This is a genomic window from Pandoraea norimbergensis (assembly GCF_001465545.3).
Lineage (GTDB): Bacteria > Pseudomonadota > Gammaproteobacteria > Burkholderiales > Burkholderiaceae > Pandoraea > Pandoraea norimbergensis.
This window is the reverse complement of sequence record NZ_CP013480.3, coordinates 5395946-5414270: the sequence shown is the minus strand read 5'-3', so window position 1 is coordinate 5414270 and position 18325 is coordinate 5395946. Positions and strand designations below refer to the sequence as shown.

Genomic DNA, 18325 nt, shown 5'->3' with positions numbered 1-18325 from the left:
CTTAGATCGCCGGAGCCTGTGTGCGGCCCGGCGTGACAAGGAGCGCACCAAGATAGGCGATCCCTGCCGTCAAAACGATGGCCGGCCCCGACGGGCAGGCCAGATAGTACGAAATCAGCAGTCCGATGACGCTCGACGCGCTCGCGACCAGCCACGCCACGAGCAGCATGCCCGGCAGCGTGCTGGCCACCAGACGAGCGGTGGCCGCCGGCAACATCATCAGACCCACGGCCATGAGCGTGCCCATGGCCTGAAACCCTGCAACCAGATTCATCACCGTCAGCACGGTAAAGCCGAGGTGATAGCGCAGCACGGCTTTGCCGTGCCCGTGGCCGAGAAACGCCGGATCGGCGCTGTCGAGCACGAGGCCGCGATAATGCCAGCCGAACCACGCGAGCGTCACGGTCGCGATGGCGGCCACGAGAATCAGCGACGGATCGTCCACCGCCAGCACCGAACCGAACAGCAGGTGCATCAGGTCGACGCTGTTGCCCCATTTCGAGACGATCACCACGCCGCCCGCCAGTGCCAGCAAATAGAAGCCGGCGAACGACGCACCTTCATCCAGACGCGTGCGGCGGCTCGACACCCCGGCCAGCAACGCGACGAGCAGGCCGGCGACCATGCCGCCGCCCGCCATCCACGGCAGCGACAGCCCGCCGATCAGATACCCGACGGCAGCGCCCGGCAGCACGGCATGTGAGAGCGAATCGCCCATCAGGCTCATGCGCCGCAGCAGCAGGAACACCCCCACGGGCGTACAGCCGATCGACAGCGCGAGGCTGCCGACCAGGGCGTGCCGCATGAAATCGAATTCCGCAAACGGGCCGATCAGCAGATGGATCAGGTTGCCCACGGCGCCCAGTGACTCAAGCGCCATGGCGGCCTCCTGCGGTGAAGGTCGTGTAGCCGCCGGCATCGGATAAGCCGACGTGGGCATTGCCACCGACGCCGCTGAACGTGCCGCCTGCCGACGGGAAACCACTATGTAAACACTCGGCCGGACGACCGGCAGCGACCAGCTTGCCAGCCATCACGGCGACATAAGCAAAGCGCTCCAGAACCAGCGGCAGATCGTGCAGCACCGTCACCACCGTTCGACCCTCGTTGCGCCATTGATCCAGCAAGGCCAGCAACAGTTCCGCAGAGGGCACATCGATGCCGGTGAGGGGTTCATCCAGCAAAACGATCGGTGCATCTTCGACGATCAGGCGGGCGAAGCGGGCACGCTGCCACTGGCCGCCCGACAGAACTTCCAGCGGCTGTGCGCGCTTGTCGGCAAGACCGACGCGGGTCAGCGCCTCATGAGCACGCGCGAACTCGTCGCGGCCGAGCCGGCGGGCGTCGCCGGTGCGGCGCCACGTGCCGGTGAGCACATATTCTTCCACGCACATGGGGAAGCGATGGTCGGTCTCGGGGCGTTGCGAGAGATAGGCGACGGGCTCGTCGCAGATGACATTGCCGGTGGTTGCCTTCTGGAGGCCGGCGAGCACGCGCAGCAGCGTGGTCTTGCCGCCGCCGTTCGGGCCCACGACGGCCGACAGCACGCCCGGGGCGAACGTCGCGTCCACGCCTTCAAGCGCGAGATTGGGGCCGAAACGGACCGAGAGATTGCGGCAGCCGATCACGAGGCGACTCCCTGGAGTGCCCAGAGGACGAGCGCCCATAGCGGCACGAGCACCAGCAGGGTAAGTGCGGTGCGCTGCCAGCCGGCGAGGCGATAGAGCCAAACGGAAAAACGAATCATGGCGCGGGTCGGGCGGACATCACACAGATTGCAACTGTGTAATAAATGCAACAAAGTTGCATTATTACATGATTCGTCAGGCACGTCGCGGCCTTGGACGGTGTCGAAGATGGCGAGGGCGTCATTCGGCCAAGGTAGCGGGGCGTCGGTGTGACACAACGGGTTACATATCGCCGCAGCACGTTTTTGCGAACCGGCGTAACATGACTTCACGCTGAATCGACTGGCATGGTGTTCGCTTCATTCCAGAGTTCGGCAATATGCAAGGCATTGATGAGACGGCGACATGATGCGGCGCAGCGACCTTCGCGCGACGCGGCATGCCGGCCCTGCCTGAGGAGGTTCGCCCGTTCAATCATCTGATCGTCGTCGGCTTTCCGGTCACGACTTCATGCCAGTGGCGCATGCAGTGCGTGTGACCTTCGCGGCTTGCGCAGTCGCGCGGCTTCTGCCGGATCGCTACTCGTCTCGCGCCCACGTCTTCGCTCTCGTCGACGTCGTCGGGCCGCCCACTCTTTTTTCCAAAAAAACATCGCACGCAGCGTGCAGACATTTCCTGTTTAACGCTATCGAATAAATAGGATTACTTAATAATTAGCGACACATTACGATGTGTTGCGAATGCAGGCAAACCCGAGTGCGCAATGCGTGTCGATGCACGTGAGAATTCGCTCGAATTTTGATGTATTTCATCGGGCATGCGCAATGCGTAGATTTCTCGGAAACCCTTATGGGCCGCGGGTTATCGAGGATGCTTAGCGCTGCGGAAAATATCTAGCGACAGTTTTTTTGTTTGTGCATATGATGAGTTAACGGTTGCTTTTTCTAGTGACAAGTTTAAAGTCAACCTAAACCGATTTTGAGTCGTTCATGTGAGGGAGGGGACAGTGCGAAAGGTTTCGCGAACGTCGCTCCGGCATGCAGTGAGCCAGGTCGAAACCATTGCGCAGTCATCCGGGTCTTAGGCAACAGAGCGGGCATCGCGTTGCGGTGTTTTCCGATGAAGCGGGGGTGAGGCATATGGATATTTTCAGCCACTACACGACACGTTTCGACGCACGCAAGGAAGAGGAGTACAGCATCCAGGAGTATCTGGAGATCTGTAAGAAGGACTCGACCGCGTATGCGTCGGCGGCCGAACGAATGCTGCGCGCCATCGGTGAGCCCGAGCTCATCGATACGCATCATGACCCGCGACTCTCGCGGCTCTTCTCGAACAAGATCATCAAGATCTATCCGGCCTTCCGTGACTTTTACGGCATGGAAGACACCATCGAGCAAATCGTCTCGTTCTTCAAACACGCCGCGCAGGGGCTCGAAGAACGCAAGCAGATCCTGTATCTGCTCGGGCCTCCGGGCGGCGGCAAATCGTCGCTGGCCGAGAAGCTGAAGGTGTTGATGGAAGAGGTACCCATCTACTGCCTGAAGGGATCGCCGGTGCACGAGTCACCTCTGGGCCTGTTCTCGCCCGAGGAAGACGGCAAGATTCTTGAAGAGGACTTCGGTATCCCGATTCGGTATCTCACGACGATTCCTTCGCCGTGGGCGACCAAGCGCCTGAACGAATTCAACGGCGACATCACCAAGTTCCGCGTGGTGAAGCTGCGTCCGTCGGTGCTGCAACAGATCGCCATCGCCAAGACCGAACCGGGTGACGAAAACAATCAGGACATCTCGTCGCTGGTCGGCAAGGTCGATATCCGCAAGCTCGAAGAATTCCCGCAGGACGATCCGGACGCGTACTCGTATTCCGGCGGCCTCTGTCTGGCCAATCGCGGCCTGCTCGAATTCGTCGAAATGTTCAAGGCCCCGATCAAGGTGCTGCACCCGTTGCTGACTGCAACGCAGGAAGGCAACTACAAGGGCACGGAAGGGTTCGGTGCGATTCCGTTCGACGGCATCGTGCTCGCCCACTCGAACGAGGCGGAATGGCAGAGCTTCAAGGGCAACCGCAATAACGAGGCTTTCCTCGACCGGATCTACATCGTGAAGGTGCCGTACTGCCTGCGCGTGACCGACGAGGTGAAGATCTACGAGAAGCTCGTGAAGAACAGCTCGCTCGCCAATGCACCGCGCGCCCCGAATGTGCTCAAGATGCTCGCGCAATTCGCCGTGCTTACGCGTCTGAAAGAGCCCGAGAATTCCAACGTCTTCTCCAAGGTGCGCGTCTACGACGGCGAGAACCTCAAGGACATCGACCCGAAGGCCAAGTCGTATCAGGAGTATCGCGACTACGCCGGGGTGGACGAAGGCATGACCGGCATGTCGACGCGTTTCGCCTTCAAGGTGCTCTCGAAGGTGTTCAACTTCGACAACACCGAAGTCGCGGCCAACCCGGTGCACATGCTGTATGTGCTCGAACAGCAGATCGAGCGCGAGCAGTATGCGGGCGAAGTCGAGAAGCGCTATCTCTCGTACATCAAGGAGTATCTGACCGCACCGTTCGTCGAGTTCATCGGCAAGGAAATTCAGACCGCGTATCTGGAGTCGTACTCCGAGTACGGTCAGAACATCTTCGACCGTTATGTGAATTTCGCGGATCTCTGGATTCAGGATCAGGAGTATCGCGATCCGAACACCGGCGAAATTCTCGATCGCACGGCGCTCAACGATGAACTGGAGAAAGTCGAGAAGCCGGCCGGCATCACGAACCCGAAGGATTTCCGCAACGAGATCGTCAATTTTGTCCTGCGCGCGCGCGCCAACAACGCGGGCAAGAATCCGCTCTGGACAAGTTACGAGAAGCTGCGGGCCGTCATCGAGAAGCGCATGTTCTCCACGACCGAGGACTTGCTGCCGGTGATCTCCTTCAATGCGAAGTCGTCCAAAGAGGATCAGGAAAAGCACGCCAACTTCGTCAACCGGATGGTGGAAAAAGGCTATACCCCGAAGCAGGTTCGCCTGCTCGTGGAATGGTACCTGCGCGTGCGCAAATCCTCGTAACCACTCGGGGCCACTATGTCAGCGATCATCGACAGACGGCAAAACGGTAAGAACAAAAGCGCCATCAACCAGCAACGCTTTATCAAGCGCTACCGCGATCAGATTCGGCGCGCGGTAGCGAAGGCGGTGTCTGGGCGCAAGATCACCGATATCGATGGCAGCGGACAGGTCTCGATCCCGGTCAAGGACATCTCGGAGCCCTTGTTCCACCACGGGCCCGGCGGGCGGCGGGAGATGGTACATCCCGGCAACCGCGAGTTCGTGGTGGGCGATAACTTCGAGCGTCCGCCGTCGGGCGCCGGTGGCGGCGGCAGCCGCGCCAGCGATTCGGGCGAGGGCGAAGACGATTTCGTCTTCAACCTCTCGCGCGAGGAGTTCCTGAAATTCTTCTTCGAGGACATGGCCCTGCCTGACCTCGCCAAACGCCGGCTCGCGCAGATTCCGGAGTTTCGCAAGGTTCGGGCGGGCTACTCCATCGACGGTACACCGTCGAATCTGAACGTCATCCGCACGATGCGCAGCTCGCTGGGCCGCCGCATCGCGCTCACCGCACCGTATCGCAAGCAGTTGCGCGAACTCGAGAACGAGTACGCCGATGTCGTGGCGCGCGAAGGCGATACCTCGCCACGCGCCGTCGCACTCGCGCACGAGATCACACACTTGCGCACGCGCGTCGAAGCGATTCCGTATATTGAGAAGCTCGACCTGCGCTATTCGAATCGTGTCATGCAGCCGCGTCCGCAGGCGCAGGCCGTCATGTTCTGTCTGATGGACGTGTCGGGCTCGATGGACCAGAGCCGCAAGGATCTCGCCAAGCGCTTCTTCATGCTGCTCTACATGTTCCTGCGGCATAACTATGAGCGCATCGATCTGGTGCTGATCCGGCACCACACCACGGCGAAGGAAGTCAACGAGGATGACTTCTTCTACGCACGGGAATCGGGCGGCACGGTGGTGTCGAGCGCGCTCAAGTTGATGATGGAAGTCATCGCCGACCGCTACTCGCCGAGCGACTGGAATATCTACGGCGCGCAGGTGTCGGACGGCGACAACTGGGACGGCGATTCGCCCATTTGCCGCGACATTCTGATGCAGTCGATCATGCCCGCCGTGCAGTACTTCGCGTATGTCGAAGTGGCCAGCGCGGAACCGCAGAATTTGTGGAACGAGTACCTGTCGGTCAAGCAGCAGCATTCGAACTTCGCGATGCAACGCATCATGGAGGCCGCGGAGATCTACCCAGTGCTGCACGATTTGTTCAAGAAAAAGGCGGCCTGACCATGGCCTACATATCGACCGGATCGGAATGGACCTTCGAGCTGATTCAACGTTACGAGCATGAGATCGCGCGCATCGCCGCGAACTTCAAGCTCGATACGTATCCGAACCAGATCGAGATCATCACTGCCGAGCAGATGCTCGACGCTTACGCCACCGTGGGGTTGCCCATCGGGTATCACCACTGGTCGTACGGCAAGCACTTCCTGTCGTCCGAGCGCGGCTACAAGCGCGGCCAGATGGGTCTCGCGTACGAGATCGTCATCAACTCGAGCCCCTGTATCGCGTATCTGATGGAAGAGAACAGCATGACCATGCAGGCGCTCACCATTGCGCACGCCAGCTACGGTCATAACTCGTTCTTCAAGGGCAACTACCTGTTCCGCACGTGGACGAATGCCGACGCCATCGTCGATTACCTGCTGTTCGCGCGCAATTACATCAGCGAGTGCGAACAACGCTACGGCGAGCAGTCGGTCGAATTGCTGCTCGACTCGTGTCATGCGCTGATGAACTACGGCGTGGATCGCTACAAGCGACCCAAGCGTCTGTCGCTCGCGCAGGAACAGGCGCGCCAGAAAGAGCGCGAAAACTACCTGCAATTGCAGATCAACGATCTGTGGCGCACGTTGCCCAATCACGTGCTGCACGATGACGACGAAGACGACGGGCTCGATCCAACCGATTCGGACGAACCGGCCTTTCCGGGCGAGCCGCAGGAGAACCTGCTGTACTTCTTCGAGAAGAACGCGCCTAAGCTTGCGCCGTGGCAGCGCGAGATCGTTCGCATCGTGCGCAAGCTCGCGCAGTATTTCTATCCGCAGCGCCAGACCAAGGTGATGAACGAGGGCTGGGCGACGTTCTGGCATTACACGATTCTCCAGCAACTCTACAAAGAGAAACTCGTCAACGACGCGTTCATGATGGAGTTTCTGCACGCGCACACGAACGTGGTTTATCAACCATCGTTCGATAGCCCGTACTACAGCGGCCTCAATCCATATGCGCTGGGTTTCGCGATGTTTCAGGACATCCGGCGCATGTGTGAAGAGCCGACCGAGGAAGATCGTCTGTGGGCGCCGGATATCGCCGGCAGCGACTGGATCAAGACGCTCGACTTCGCGATGCGCAACTTCAAGGACGAGAGCTTCATCCAGCAATTCCTCTCGCCAAAGGTCATTCGCGATCTGAAGCTCTTCTCGGTACTCGACGATGACCGGGACAGCCGCCTGCGTGTGACGGCCATTCACAACGACAACGGCTATCGCGAGATTCGCGAGATGCTCGCGCAGCAATACAACCTCAGTACGCTGGAGCCGAATATTCAGGTCTCGCATGTCGATTTGCACGGCGACCGCTCGCTCACGCTGCGGCACGTGCAAAGCGATCGCAAGCCGCTCGACGAAGGTTTCGAAGAGGTGCTCAAGCACGTGGCACGTCTGTGGGGATTTACGGTGCGGCTGGAGACGGTGTTCGAAGACGGCCGCAGCGAGATGACCCACGAGACCAAGGTCGAAAAGCGCCGGCGTTATTCGCTGAGCGCGGCGTGAGTGCCGGATGAACGGCGCATGAGTGCGAAGAGTTCGGTAGCGGCGGCCCGATGAAGATTCCGTTCGTCGCACTCGATCACGTGGTGCTGCGCACCGTGGATGTGGCGCGGCTACAGCACTTCTATGTGGACGTGCTGGGCTGCACACTCGAGAAGGTGCAGGCCGATATCGGGCTCGTGCAGTTGCGTGCGGGCGACGCGTTGATCGATCTCGTCGACGTGGCTGGCACGATCGGCCGGCAGGGCGGTGAAGCGCCGGGGGCCGAGGGGCACAATCTCGATCACTTCTGTCTGCGTGTCGAACCGTTCGACGATGAGGCCATCCGTCAGGGACTGGCTTCGCATGGCGTGACGCTCGGGGAAGTCGTGCAGCGGTACGGCGCACACGGCGAAGGGCCGTCGTGCTATCTCACTGATCCCGACGGGAATGTCGTAGAGCTCAAAGGGCCGCCAACGCGACGTTAGGCGGCCAACTGGCCCAGCACGCTCTGATCGCGGCCCTTGTGCTTGGCCTGATACAGCGCCTTGTCGGCACGCTCCAGCATTGCACTGATGACCAACGGTTCGCCCGGATGCCACGACGCGATGCCCACGCTGATGGTGATCGCTTCGCCGTCTTCACGGGCCTTGGCCGGCAGCAGATCGGTGCTGGCGCGCTTGACCGATTCGCGAATGCGGTCGGCGACGCGCAACGCGGCGTGCTGGTCGATTTCAGGCAGCACCACGGCAAACTCTTCCCCACCCAGACGCACCACAAAATCGCTCGGCAAGCGAATGCAATGCTGAATCGTGTTGGCAATGCGTTGCAGCACGGTGTCGCCGAACGGGTGCCCGTAGCGGTCGTTGACCTGCTTGAATAGATCGATATCGATGATCAGCACCGACAGCGGCGTGTTGTACTGCTGCACGCGGTCCGCGACGATACGGATGCGATTGTCGAAATAGCGCCGGTTGTAGATATGTGTGAGCGGATCGATGAACACCTTCTCGACGAGATCGGTGTTTGTGAGTGCCAGCGACTGATACTGGCGCGTGATTTCCCACACGAGCGCAAGTGTTGCTACACCCGGCGAGGCCAGCGCCAACAGGCGGGCCGCGTACCACTGATACGACGCCTCGCTTGGCGCCGTGAGCGCGAGCAGCAACTGGCACAGCGAGATGGTGACGACTACCCACACCAGCAGGAAGAGCTTGTGCGAGAGCCGCGTGACCGCCGCGATACGCCACCACAACGTGACGTAGGCGACGAAGAGCGCCCCCAGTGCCATGGTCTCGATGTCGACGCCCCCGGCAAACTTTGGCGTGACGAGCGTGCGGGCCGCACCCACTACCGAGAGCGATACCGTCAGCCAGATGATCAGCACCGTAGCACCGTGGCGCGCCGCATCGCGATAGCCGGGGCGTGTGTGCGGGTCGCTGCGCGTGCGTGAATAACTGCGCACACTGATCATCACGTAGGCAGCGAAGCTTGCTTCGGCCACCAGCCATAGCCAGAAGGGGGCGCGTGTGACGTGCGTGGAGATGCCGGCGAGCTGATTCGCCAACAACACCCCTTGCGTGAACATGAACAGGCCGCGCAGCAAAAACGCACAGCCGAACTGGGCGAAGTAGCGCTTGCCGTTGTAGAGATACTGGACGCCGAGCAGGCACGCCGTCGATAGATTGAGGATGCCCCCGGCAGAGACCAGAAAGAAGGTGAGCAACGGGTTCACCGCACCTTCGAAGGCGCGTGTGAGAAACCCCGCGAGGGTGAGCGCGGCACACGCGACGAGAATCGTCGTCGCAGCAACGCGGTTGCCCTGTTCGGTACGGCTGATGGTGCTTTTCATAGTTCTTATTTGCCAATCAACGCCCTCGTGCCTCGCGCACGATCGCTCTTTTACCGTCCAACCTTTGCACTCGTGACTGGCCGCCAGGTCATAGCCTCGCGTTGCCGTCGCGTTTCCCCGATTTAGCGCTAAATGGTTGAAAACTAAGATAAACCTCGGAGAATACACGAGTTTCCAGGGGTTGGCATCCGTTTCCATGACCCCCCTCTAAATTCGCGCGGACCCGCATGAACAGGCGAGTTTCAGGGAGTCGAAAAAGCGTTTAGAGGGTTCCCTACTAAGTCAGGAAAATAATTCGACGCGGCACACTGAACCGCTCTGCGAAACGCATGATTTGTAAAAAATGGGACATATCCCATTGACCGCGCGAGAACCTAGAGATGGCGGGGGATTACAGCGTGCGCAATTAATTCGGCATCCGATATATATGGGAAATATCGCGGCAGATTATGCGAAATTGCGGTGGATTCATGGCAGAAGGTGTCTCATGGGTTGGCATCGACGCACTATCTGTACTAGAATAAAAAAGGCCAATCGCTCTGACTGGCCAATAGAAACATAAGCGTTGCCGGTGTTCCTCGTTGCGCCGGCGATCCGTACCATCACGCAATGAGCTTGTGCAGTAAAACATTCGCGCGCTTTCAATAAGCGTGTATCGAGAGGCCCAGGCGCCCACGGCGTCGAAAGCTCGTCTCTCATGTCGCATCTCGCGACGCCTGGTTCGTCACCGTTGTCTTTCTCAGACCTTCGGATCGAACACCTCACAATTCGCAAGGCAGCTATCAGTTGTCATGCTTGTTTGACCGCGTTGTCACGCGGGGCGATTGCTATTGCCTCGCGCCAGCGCTGCCAACCCATTCAAAGGGAGCATGAACGTGGCGAAGCAGTATCGCATTCTCTATCTGGCCGGTTTCGGACTGCTTGGTGTTGCCGCCGCAGTCGCCGGTCTGGTGTATTGGCTGGGCGTGGATGCGCTCGTCAAATACCGGGGAGACCTGGTGTATTACACCCAACAGCACTTGAAGCTCGTGGCCATCTCGATGGCGATGGCCATTGCCGTCGGCGTGCCTGCGGGCGTGTTGATCTCGCGGCCGATATTCGCGAAACATGCGGAGCGCGCCGTGCAGATCTTCAACATCGGCAACACGCTGCCCTCGCTCGCCGTGCTGGCGCTTTCGATGGCAGTACTCGGTATCGGCGATCGCCCGGCCATTCTGGCCCTGTGGCTCGCATCGCTGCTGCCGATCGTGCGCAACGCCTACGAAGGCCTGCGCCAGGTACCCGCCGCGTTGCGTGAGTCCGCGCGCGGCATGGGCATGACGCCCGCGCAAGTGCTGTTTCGCGTGGACCTGCCCAACGCCATGCCGGTCATCATCGGCGGCATTCGCACCTCGCTCGCGATCAATGTCGGAACGGCGCCGCTCGCCTTCCTGATCGGGGCGGACAGTCTGGGGCAATTGATTTTCCCGGGCATCTATTTGAACGACCAGACGAAGTTGTTGCTCGGCGCTGCCGGCACCGCGCTGCTTGCGCTCGTGCTCGACGGCATTGTCGCCTTCGCGAGCGGCCTCTGGTTTGCACGTCATGGCGCGGCCACGCGCTAAGACAAAGGAGACCCCCCACGTGAAATCCATTTTCTCCCGAACACGATTCGGCAAGCTGCCGCGCTTCATGCGCTTCATGCGCTTCATGCACTTCGCGCGCCAGACGCGCAAGCTCGCTGTCGCAGGACTGGCACTGACGGCCATGGCAGTGAGCGGTGTGGCGCAAGCCGCCACGCTCACTATCGGCGGCAAGAACTTCACCGAGCAACTGATTCTCTCCGAGATGACGGCGCAGTACCTGAAAAGCAAAGGCTACGACGTCGAACTCAAGAACGGTCTGGGCAGCGTGGTGATGCGCCAAGGCATGGAGAGCAACCAGCTCGACGTCGTCTGGGAATACACCGGTACATCGCTGATCGTCTACAACAAGGTCACCGAGAAGCTCGACCCGGCGCAGACCTATGAGCGAGTGAAAGAACTCGACGGCAAGATCGGCATCGTCTGGCTGAACCCGTCGACGCTCAACAACACGTACGCCTTCGCCATGCCCGGCAAGATCGCCCGTGAAGCCGGCATCGAAACCGTCTCGCAACTGATCGAGCGATTCAAGGCGAATCCGAAGATGCAGTTCGCTTTCGACATGGAATTTGTCGGCCGCTCCGATGGTCTTGAGCCGATGGAACAGCTCTACGACTTCCATCTCGAGCGCGAGAACATCAAGCAGATGGACCCGGGCCTCGTCTACACGGCGCTCAAGAACGAGCAGATCGACAGCGGTCTGGTCTACACGAGCGATGGCCGCAACAAGGGCTTCGACCTGAAGGTGCTCACCGACGACAAGGGCTTCTTCCCCGCGTATGCCGCGACGCCGGTGGTGCGCAAGGAAGTGCTCGATGCGAATCCGAAGCTGGCCGATGAACTCAACGTGTTGGCCGCGAAGATCAACGACGAGAACATGCGCGAGATGAACGCCAGGGTCGACATCGAACACAAGGGCGTGGCTCGCGTGGCGCGCGAATTCCTCGCGCAGGAAGGGCTGGTGCAGTGAGGCTGTTGCCACATATCGCTGCGCCGCTGACGTCACAGATCGAGGAACTCCAATGATTGAATTTTTGACTCACAACTGGCACCGCATCCTGAACCTCACGGTCCAGCATGCGTGGCTGGTGGCCGCATCCGTGGGTGCGGCCATCGTGGTCGGCGTGCCGCTGGGTGTGCTGGTCACGCGTTTTCGCTGGCTGTCGGGCGTCGTGCTCGGGTTGGCGACGGTCGTGCTCACGATCCCGTCGATCGCGCTGTTCGGCCTGATGATTCCGCTGCTGTCGGTCTACGGCATCGGGATCGGACCGGCGCCGGCCGTGGCCGCCGTCTTTCTCTATTCGTTGTTGCCGATCATGCGCAACACGTGTCTGGCGCTGCAACAGATCGATCCGAGCATCCGCGAAGCGGGCATCGGCATCGGCATGACGTTCTGGCAGCGCTTGCGTCTGGTTGAGTTGCCGCTGGCGGTGCCCGTGGTGCTGGGCGGCGTACGCACGGCTGTTGTGATGAATATTGGCGTGATGGCCATTGGTGCCATCGTCGGTGCCGGCGGTCTCGGGGTGTTGATCACCCAGGGGATCAGCCAGAGCGATACCCGGCAACTTGTCGTGGGTGCGGTCCTGGTGAGCTTGCTCGCCATCGTTGCCGACACCCTGTTGCACCGCCTCCAGCGGGTGCTGACACCAAAAGGAATTCGAACCGCATGATTACACTCGACAATCTCACCAAAAGCTTCGTTCAGAAAGACGGCACGCGCGTGAACGCCGTGAACTCGGTCAGTCTCGAAGTGCCGCCGGGCGAAATCTGCGTCTTCCTGGGCCCGTCGGGTTGCGGCAAGACGACCACGCTCAAGATGATCAACCGTCTGATCAAACCGACGTCGGGCCGCATTCTGCTCAATGGCGAAGACACCGGCAAGATCAACGAAATCGAATTGCGCCGCCACATCGGCTACGTGATTCAGCAAATCGGTCTGTTTCCGAACATGACCATCGAAGAGAACATCACGGTGGTGCCGCGTCTGCTGGGTTGGGACAAGAAGCGCTGCCGTGAACGTGCGACCGAACTGATGGCGATGGTGGCCCTCGATCCGAAGCACTACCTGTCGCGTTACCCGCGTGAGTTGTCCGGCGGGCAGCAGCAGCGTATCGGTGTGATTCGCGCGTTGGCGGCCGACCCGCCCGTGCTGCTCATGGACGAGCCGTTTGGCGCGGTCGACCCGATCAATCGCGAGTCGATTCAGAACGAGTTCTTCCAGATGCAGCGTCAGTTGGGCAAGACCGTCATCATGGTGAGTCACGATATCGACGAGGCGATCAAGCTGGCCGACCGCATTGCGATCTTCCGGCAGGGACGTCTGGTGCAGTACGCACAACCGGATGCGCTGCTGGCGCGCCCGGTCGACGAGTTCGTGGCGAGCTTCGTCGGTCACGACCGTATTCTGAAGCGCCTGCTGCTGGTGCGTGCGGAAGATGCCGCGACGCCGCAGCCGACCGTCAAGCCGCAGACCACGCTCGCGGAAGCCTACGGCATGATGGACGAGCTGGACACGCGCTCACTGGTTGTCGTCGACGAGAACGCGAAGGCGCTGGGCTACATCGCACGTCGCGACACCCGCCATGCACAGGGGACGTGCGGCGAGCGGGTGCGCGACTTCAAGGCGTCGGCGGTGGCCAACGACAATCTGCGTGTGCTGCTCTCGCGCATGTACGAACACAATCTGGCATCGCTGCCGGTGCTGGGCGACGACAATCAGTATCTGGGCGAAGTCACGCAGGATTCCATTGCCGACTATCTGAGTTCCGGCAAATCGCGCGGCAGTAGCGGCGGTGGTACGATTTCTGCCCCGGCGTTGCCCGGTTCGCCGAGCGTCGTGGCGAGTGTGCCGTTTGGGGCGCAGATTTAAGGCGGTGCGCCGTTCGGGCAAGAGGATCTGCCGAGATGTGGCGTAAGGAAATGACGGTCCAGTCGGGCCGTCATTTTTGCATCTGTCGCATCTGTCGTCCGCCCGTGGACAATGCGTCTACGTGGCGATGTCGACGACAGACAACAAGCAGCAGGCAGGCAAATCGTAGTCAAGGAGTTGCAGGATGACGTGGGATTCGATGTTGAAGTGGCTGGAAAACGCACAGTGGGCGCATATGGTCGGCGGGCTGGCGATCTTGGTTGCGGCGGCGTTGCTGGTGCAAGCGGTGGCGACGTTCGTGATCGTGCGCGTGGCGCGCATGGTCGTGCAACGCACGGCCAACCGATGGGACGACGCCTTGCTGAGCCATCGGGTCTTCCAGCGCGCGGCGCACATTCTGCCGTATCTGGTGATTCAGTTCGGCATCGAGTGGGTCCCCGATGTGCCGCCGAAGCTTGCGATCGTGATCGCCAATGTGGCGCTGGCGACGACCTTGCTCTACGCGACGCTCGCCATCGCGGGCATGCTGAACGCGTCGCAGGCTGTCTATGCGACGTCGGAGCATGCGCGCACGCGCTCGATCAAGGGCTATGTGCAGTTGGGCAAGATCGCGCTGTACGTGGTCGCGGCCATTGCCATCGTGGCGACCATCATCGATCGATCGCCGTGGTTGCTGCTCTCGGGGCTGGGGGCGATGTCGGCGGTGTTGCTGCTGGTGTTCAAGGACACGATCATGTCGTTCGTGGCGAGCGTGCAGCTCACCTCCAACGACATGCTGCGCGTGGGCGACTGGATCGAGATGCCGCAGGTCGGCGCCGATGGCGACGTGGTGGATATCGCGTTGCACACGGTGAAAGTGCAGAACTGGGACAAGACGATCACGACGATTCCGACGTGGCGGATGATCTCGGAGAGCTTCCGCAATTGGCGCGGCATGCAGCAGGCGGGCGGGCGGCGCATCAAGCGCACGTTGTGCATCGATGCGGGCAGTGTGGGCTTTCTGGACGAGAGCGAAATCGAGCGCTTGTCGAAGGTTCATTTGCTGGGGCCGTATCTGTCGGAGAAGCAGCGCACGATTGCGGAGGCGAATGCCGCGTTGGGCAATGCGGCGGGGGTGCTGGCGAATACGCGCAGGTTGACGAACATCGGCACGTTCCGTGCGTATGCGCTGGCGTATCTGAAGTCGCATCCGAATATTCACGAGAACATGACGTGCATGGTGCGCTCGCTGGAGCCGTCGGCTACGGGCATTCCCGTCGAACTGTACTGCTTCACGAACACCATCGTGTGGGCGGAGTACGAGCGTGTGCAGGGCGATGTGTTCGACCACCTGCTGGCGATCCTGCCCGAGTTTGGCCTGCGCATGTATCAGAACCCGGCGGGTGCCGATCTGCTGCGCTGGCAGCAGCGGGCGGCTTGATGTACTTGAGAACGGGCGTGCAGGTGGTGCAAAAACTGTGCGCTGTTTCTGACTGATCGCGCGATTTTTCCGAGACCCGCTTCAGGAATATTCCGGAAGATTGTTGCCCCTGTTTACTTCACCGCTCACGCCTGCGACGATGCTTCTCGACTCACGCAAGATGAGATGCCGACGGGGCAATGTGATGGGGTAGTGCAATGGATGGCAGGGACAGCTTTGACGCAACAGTAAAGGCATCGGACGCGGTGGCGGATGACGCCTATGACGACAATGAACTCGTGCTCGGCAACCTCGGCAACGACTTCGATGAGGAGGAGTGGACGTGGTGAAACGCGGCGACGTCTGGTTCGCAATAGAAGAAGGGCTCCCGAGGGAGCCCTTTCTTTCACTCTGAATGATGCGTGGCGAGCTTACGCCACCGACTCATCCAACGTCGGATAGTCCACATAACCGCGGGCGTCGCCGCCGTAAAGCGTGTCGCGGTCGAGCGGGTTGAACGGGCCGCCGCGCTTGAGGCGTTCCACCAGATCCGGGTTCGAGATGAACGGTTTGCCGAAGGCGATCAGATCCGCGAGGTTGTCCTTGCGTGCCTCGATTGCCAGCGCGAGGTCATAGCCGTTGTTGGCCATGAACGTGCCGTTGAACAAGCGACGCAGCTTCTGCAAATCGAAGCCGTCCGGCACTTCGCGCGGGCCACCCGTCGCGCCTTCGACCACGTGCAGATACACGAGACCGAAACGGTTCAACTGTTCCACGGCGTAGGTGAACACCGGTTCCGGATTGCTGTCGCCGCAATCGTTGGCCGGGCTGATCGGCGAGAGACGAATACCGACGCGATCGCCACCCCACACATCGACGACGGCCTGCGTGACTTCCAGCGTCAGACGCACACGGTTCTCGATGCTGCCGCCGTACTGATCAGTGCGATGGTTCGTCTTGTCGCGCATGAACTGGTCGAGCAGATACCCGTTCGCGGCGTGAATTTCCACACCGTCGAAACCGGCGCGCTTGGCGCACTCCGCAGCATGACGGTACTGCTCGACGATGCCCGGAATCTCGGACGTCTCAAGCGCACGCGGCGTCGGGTGCGGCTCGAACCCGTGCTCGGTGAAAGCCTTGCCGGCCGGCTGAATGGCCGAAGGCGCGACCGGCAGTGCGCCGTCCGGTTGCAGCGACGGGTGCGAGATACGGCCCACGTGCCAGAGCTGGCAGAAAATCTTGCCGCCCTTGGCGTGCAACGCGTCGTTCACCTGCTTCCAGCCGGCGACTTGCTCGTCGGTGTAGATGCCCGGCGTGAACGCGTAGCCCTTGCCTTGCTGCGAGATATTGGTGGCTTCGCTGATGATCAGGCCGGCCGATGCGCGTTGCGCGTAATACTCGGCGACCAGCGGGCCCGGCACGTCGCCGGCACCGGCGCGGCTGCGGGTCAGCGGCGCCATCACGACGCGGTTGCTCAGTTCGAGCGGGCCCAGCCGGTACGGCGAAAAAAGGTCCGTGTCGAGCGACGAGAGTTGGGGAGCTTGGGAATCCGTCATTGCTGAAGGTCCTGTGAAAGTTGGGGGTTGCTGTGTTGCACAAAAACCTGCACAGGTTAAGTCAATTTTTAAGCGCTTGCAGGGCTCGCACTCGTCGGTGCCCGGCGCGCAATACGCAGCACCATGAAGGCGCCAATGATGCACACGCCGCCCGAGAGCATCGACGCCATCGTGTAGTTGCCCAGCGTGGCCCGCAGCGAGCCCGCGACCAGCGCAGCGGTCGCTGCACCGAGTTGGTGCCCGGCGACGATCCAGCCGAAGACGATCGGCGCCATGGTCTTGCCGAACACGTCGGTGGTCAGACGCACCGTCGGCGGCACCGTGGCAATCCAGTCCAGACCGTAGAACAGGGCAAACAGCGGCAGGCCGAAGAAGTCGAGACCAAACGCATGGGGCAGATAGATCAGCGACAGACCGCGCAGCCCGTAGTACCAGAACAGCAGCACGCGGCTGTTGTAGCGGTCGGACAGCCAGCCGGAGAGCGTCGTGCCCACGAGATCGAGCATGCCCATCGCGGCGAGAATACCGGCGCCCTTGACCTCCGAGATGCCATAGTCGCCACACATCGCGATGAAATGCGTGCCGATATAACCGTTGGTGCTGGCACCGCAGATGAAGAAGCTGAAGAAGAGCAGCCAGAAGTCGCGCTTGCCGGCCGCCATGCGCAGCACCGACAGCGCGTGCTTGAGCGGGTTGCCTTGGGCGAGTTGCACGTCGGGGGCGTCTTCCGGCGCGCCCACCGGGCGCAGCCCGACCGAGCCCGGACGCTCAGGCACCAGAAACGCGACCAGCGGCAGCACGAGCGCGGCGACCACAGCCACGATCAGCACGACCGGACGCCAGCCGTAACGCTCGGTGATCGCGGCCATCATCGGCAGGAAGACCATCTGGCCCGTCGCCGAACTGGCCGTGAGAATGCCCATGGCAAGGCCACGGTGCGTGTGGAACCAGCGATTCGAGACGGTTGCCGCGAGCGTCACCGCTGCGACACCGGTGCCGCCACCGACCATCACGCCCCAGATCAGAATCATCTGCCACGGGGCGGTCATCAGCGAGGAGAGGGCCGTGCCCGAGGACAACAACAGCAAGGCGACCATGACCGTCGGGCGGATGCCGAAACGCTGCATCGCCGCCGCAGCAAATGGCCCGGTCAGGCCATACAGCGCGAGGTTCACGGAAATCGCCAGCGACACCGTGGCGCGGCTCCAGCCGAAATCGTGCTCCAGCGGCACCATCATCACGCTGGGCGTGGCGCGAATGCCCGCGGAGGCGAGCAGGACGAGGAAAATCACGCCCACGACAATCCACCCGTAGTGGAAATGGCCGTTGATGCGTCTTGCAATGGCTGCCTTCATGGCGGGAATCCTTGCGGTTCCGGGGGACCGCGTCACGATTTCGGGAACGTTGCCTGTCACCGTGCTGTCTATCGGGATAACGGTTTGTGACAGCTCGGTAACATGAGGTTGCCATGTTATGAACCGATCGGTAACATGTCAAGCATTCCTTTGTGACGGCAGGGGCTTTCAGCGACCC

Annotated in this window: 16 protein-coding genes; 10 read left to right on the top strand and 6 right to left on the bottom strand. The window is 61.0% G+C overall.

Translation table 11 applies throughout. The features are described 5' to 3' along the window. Window position 1: 1 nt before the first annotated feature. From AT302_RS23690 to AT302_RS28285, 3 genes are read right to left on the bottom strand one after another with little or no spacing between them, the layout of a single operon-like run. Window positions 2-880 carry a metal ABC transporter permease gene (locus tag AT302_RS23690; RefSeq protein WP_058376103.1) on the bottom strand — a complete coding sequence of 293 codons (879 nt, stop codon included), beginning with the start codon at window positions 878-880 and terminating at the stop codon, window positions 2-4. Further along, complete coding sequence (locus AT302_RS23685) at window positions 870-1628, bottom strand: metal ABC transporter ATP-binding protein (RefSeq protein ID WP_058376102.1); 759 nt, start codon at window positions 1626-1628, stop codon at window positions 870-872. Before AT302_RS23685 ends, AT302_RS23690 begins: the two co-directional genes overlap by 11 nt. Beyond that, window positions 1625-1747, bottom strand: coding sequence for a hypothetical protein (locus AT302_RS28285; RefSeq protein ID WP_257786045.1), 123 nt, complete (start codon window positions 1745-1747; stop codon window positions 1625-1627). The genes AT302_RS23685 and AT302_RS28285 overlap by 4 nt, the downstream gene beginning before the upstream one ends. 1020 nt (window positions 1748-2767) lie before the next feature. Here AT302_RS28285 and AT302_RS23680 point away from each other — a divergent pair. Genes AT302_RS23680 through AT302_RS23665 form a run of 4 tightly spaced genes read left to right on the top strand, consistent with a single transcriptional unit; the run spans window position 2768 to window position 7982 of the window. Continuing rightward, entirely contained in the window at window positions 2768-4690 is a 1923-nt protein-coding gene (locus AT302_RS23680; protein WP_058376101.1) for a PrkA family serine protein kinase, read from the top strand. Between the two features lie 15 nt (window positions 4691-4705). Beyond that, window positions 4706-5968, top strand: a complete 1263-nt coding sequence (locus AT302_RS23675) for a YeaH/YhbH family protein (RefSeq protein ID WP_058376100.1) — start codon at window positions 4706-4708, stop codon at window positions 5966-5968. Between the two features lie 2 nt (window positions 5969-5970). Further along, the gene (locus tag AT302_RS23670) at window positions 5971-7518 is read left to right on the top strand and encodes a SpoVR family protein (RefSeq protein WP_058376099.1); all 1548 of its coding nucleotides are present in this window, start codon (window positions 5971-5973) and stop codon (window positions 7516-7518) included. 50 nt (window positions 7519-7568) lie between these two features. Further along, on the top strand, window positions 7569-7982 hold the full coding sequence (locus tag AT302_RS23665) for a VOC family protein (RefSeq protein ID WP_058376098.1): 414 nt from the start codon (window positions 7569-7571) through the stop codon (window positions 7980-7982). Here the strand turns inward: AT302_RS23665 and AT302_RS23660 are convergent. Beyond that, entirely contained in the window at window positions 7979-9346 is a 1368-nt protein-coding gene (locus AT302_RS23660; RefSeq protein WP_058376097.1) for a GGDEF domain-containing protein, read from the bottom strand. The genes AT302_RS23665 and AT302_RS23660 overlap by 4 nt on opposite strands. Before the next feature lie 869 nt (window positions 9347-10215). On the opposite strand from AT302_RS23660, the gene AT302_RS23655 reads away from it, so the two are divergent. The 6 genes from AT302_RS23655 to AT302_RS28280 all read left to right on the top strand — a co-directional run bounded on the left by AT302_RS23655 (window position 10216) and on the right by AT302_RS28280 (window position 15586). Next, window positions 10216-10950, top strand: a complete 735-nt coding sequence (locus AT302_RS23655; protein WP_058376096.1) for an ABC transporter permease — start codon at window positions 10216-10218, stop codon at window positions 10948-10950. A 67-nt stretch (window positions 10951-11017) separates the two neighbouring features. Continuing rightward, the gene (locus tag AT302_RS23650) at window positions 11018-11938 is read left to right on the top strand and encodes a glycine betaine ABC transporter substrate-binding protein (RefSeq protein WP_084656648.1); all 921 of its coding nucleotides are present in this window, start codon (window positions 11018-11020) and stop codon (window positions 11936-11938) included. A 52-nt stretch (window positions 11939-11990) separates the two neighbouring features. Further along, a complete protein-coding gene (locus AT302_RS23645; protein WP_058376095.1) occupies window positions 11991-12638 on the top strand; it encodes an ABC transporter permease in 648 nt (215 codons plus the stop codon). Further along, window positions 12635-13837: an osmoprotectant ABC transporter ATP-binding protein OsmV gene (locus AT302_RS23640; protein WP_058376094.1), complete on the top strand. Its 1203-nt coding sequence runs from the start codon at window positions 12635-12637 to the stop codon at window positions 13835-13837. The genes AT302_RS23645 and AT302_RS23640 overlap by 4 nt, the downstream gene beginning before the upstream one ends. A 184-nt stretch (window positions 13838-14021) precedes the next feature. After that, window positions 14022-15257 carry a mechanosensitive ion channel family protein gene (locus AT302_RS23635; protein WP_058376093.1) on the top strand — a complete coding sequence of 412 codons (1236 nt, stop codon included), beginning with the start codon at window positions 14022-14024 and terminating at the stop codon, window positions 15255-15257. A gap of 197 nt (window positions 15258-15454) precedes the next feature. After that, window positions 15455-15586, top strand: a complete 132-nt coding sequence (locus AT302_RS28280) for a hypothetical protein (protein ID WP_257786044.1) — start codon at window positions 15455-15457, stop codon at window positions 15584-15586. 81 nt (window positions 15587-15667) lie between these two features. On the opposite strand, the gene AT302_RS23630 is transcribed toward AT302_RS28280, so the two are convergent. Together AT302_RS23630 and AT302_RS23625 are read right to left on the bottom strand one after the other, a co-directional pair. Then, window positions 15668-16792, bottom strand: a complete 1125-nt coding sequence (locus AT302_RS23630) for an alkene reductase (RefSeq protein WP_058376092.1) — start codon at window positions 16790-16792, stop codon at window positions 15668-15670. Between the two features lie 68 nt (window positions 16793-16860). Further along, a complete protein-coding gene (locus tag AT302_RS23625; protein ID WP_058376091.1) occupies window positions 16861-18147 on the bottom strand; it encodes an MFS transporter in 1287 nt (428 codons plus the stop codon). Window positions 18148-18325: the final 178 nt, after the last annotated feature.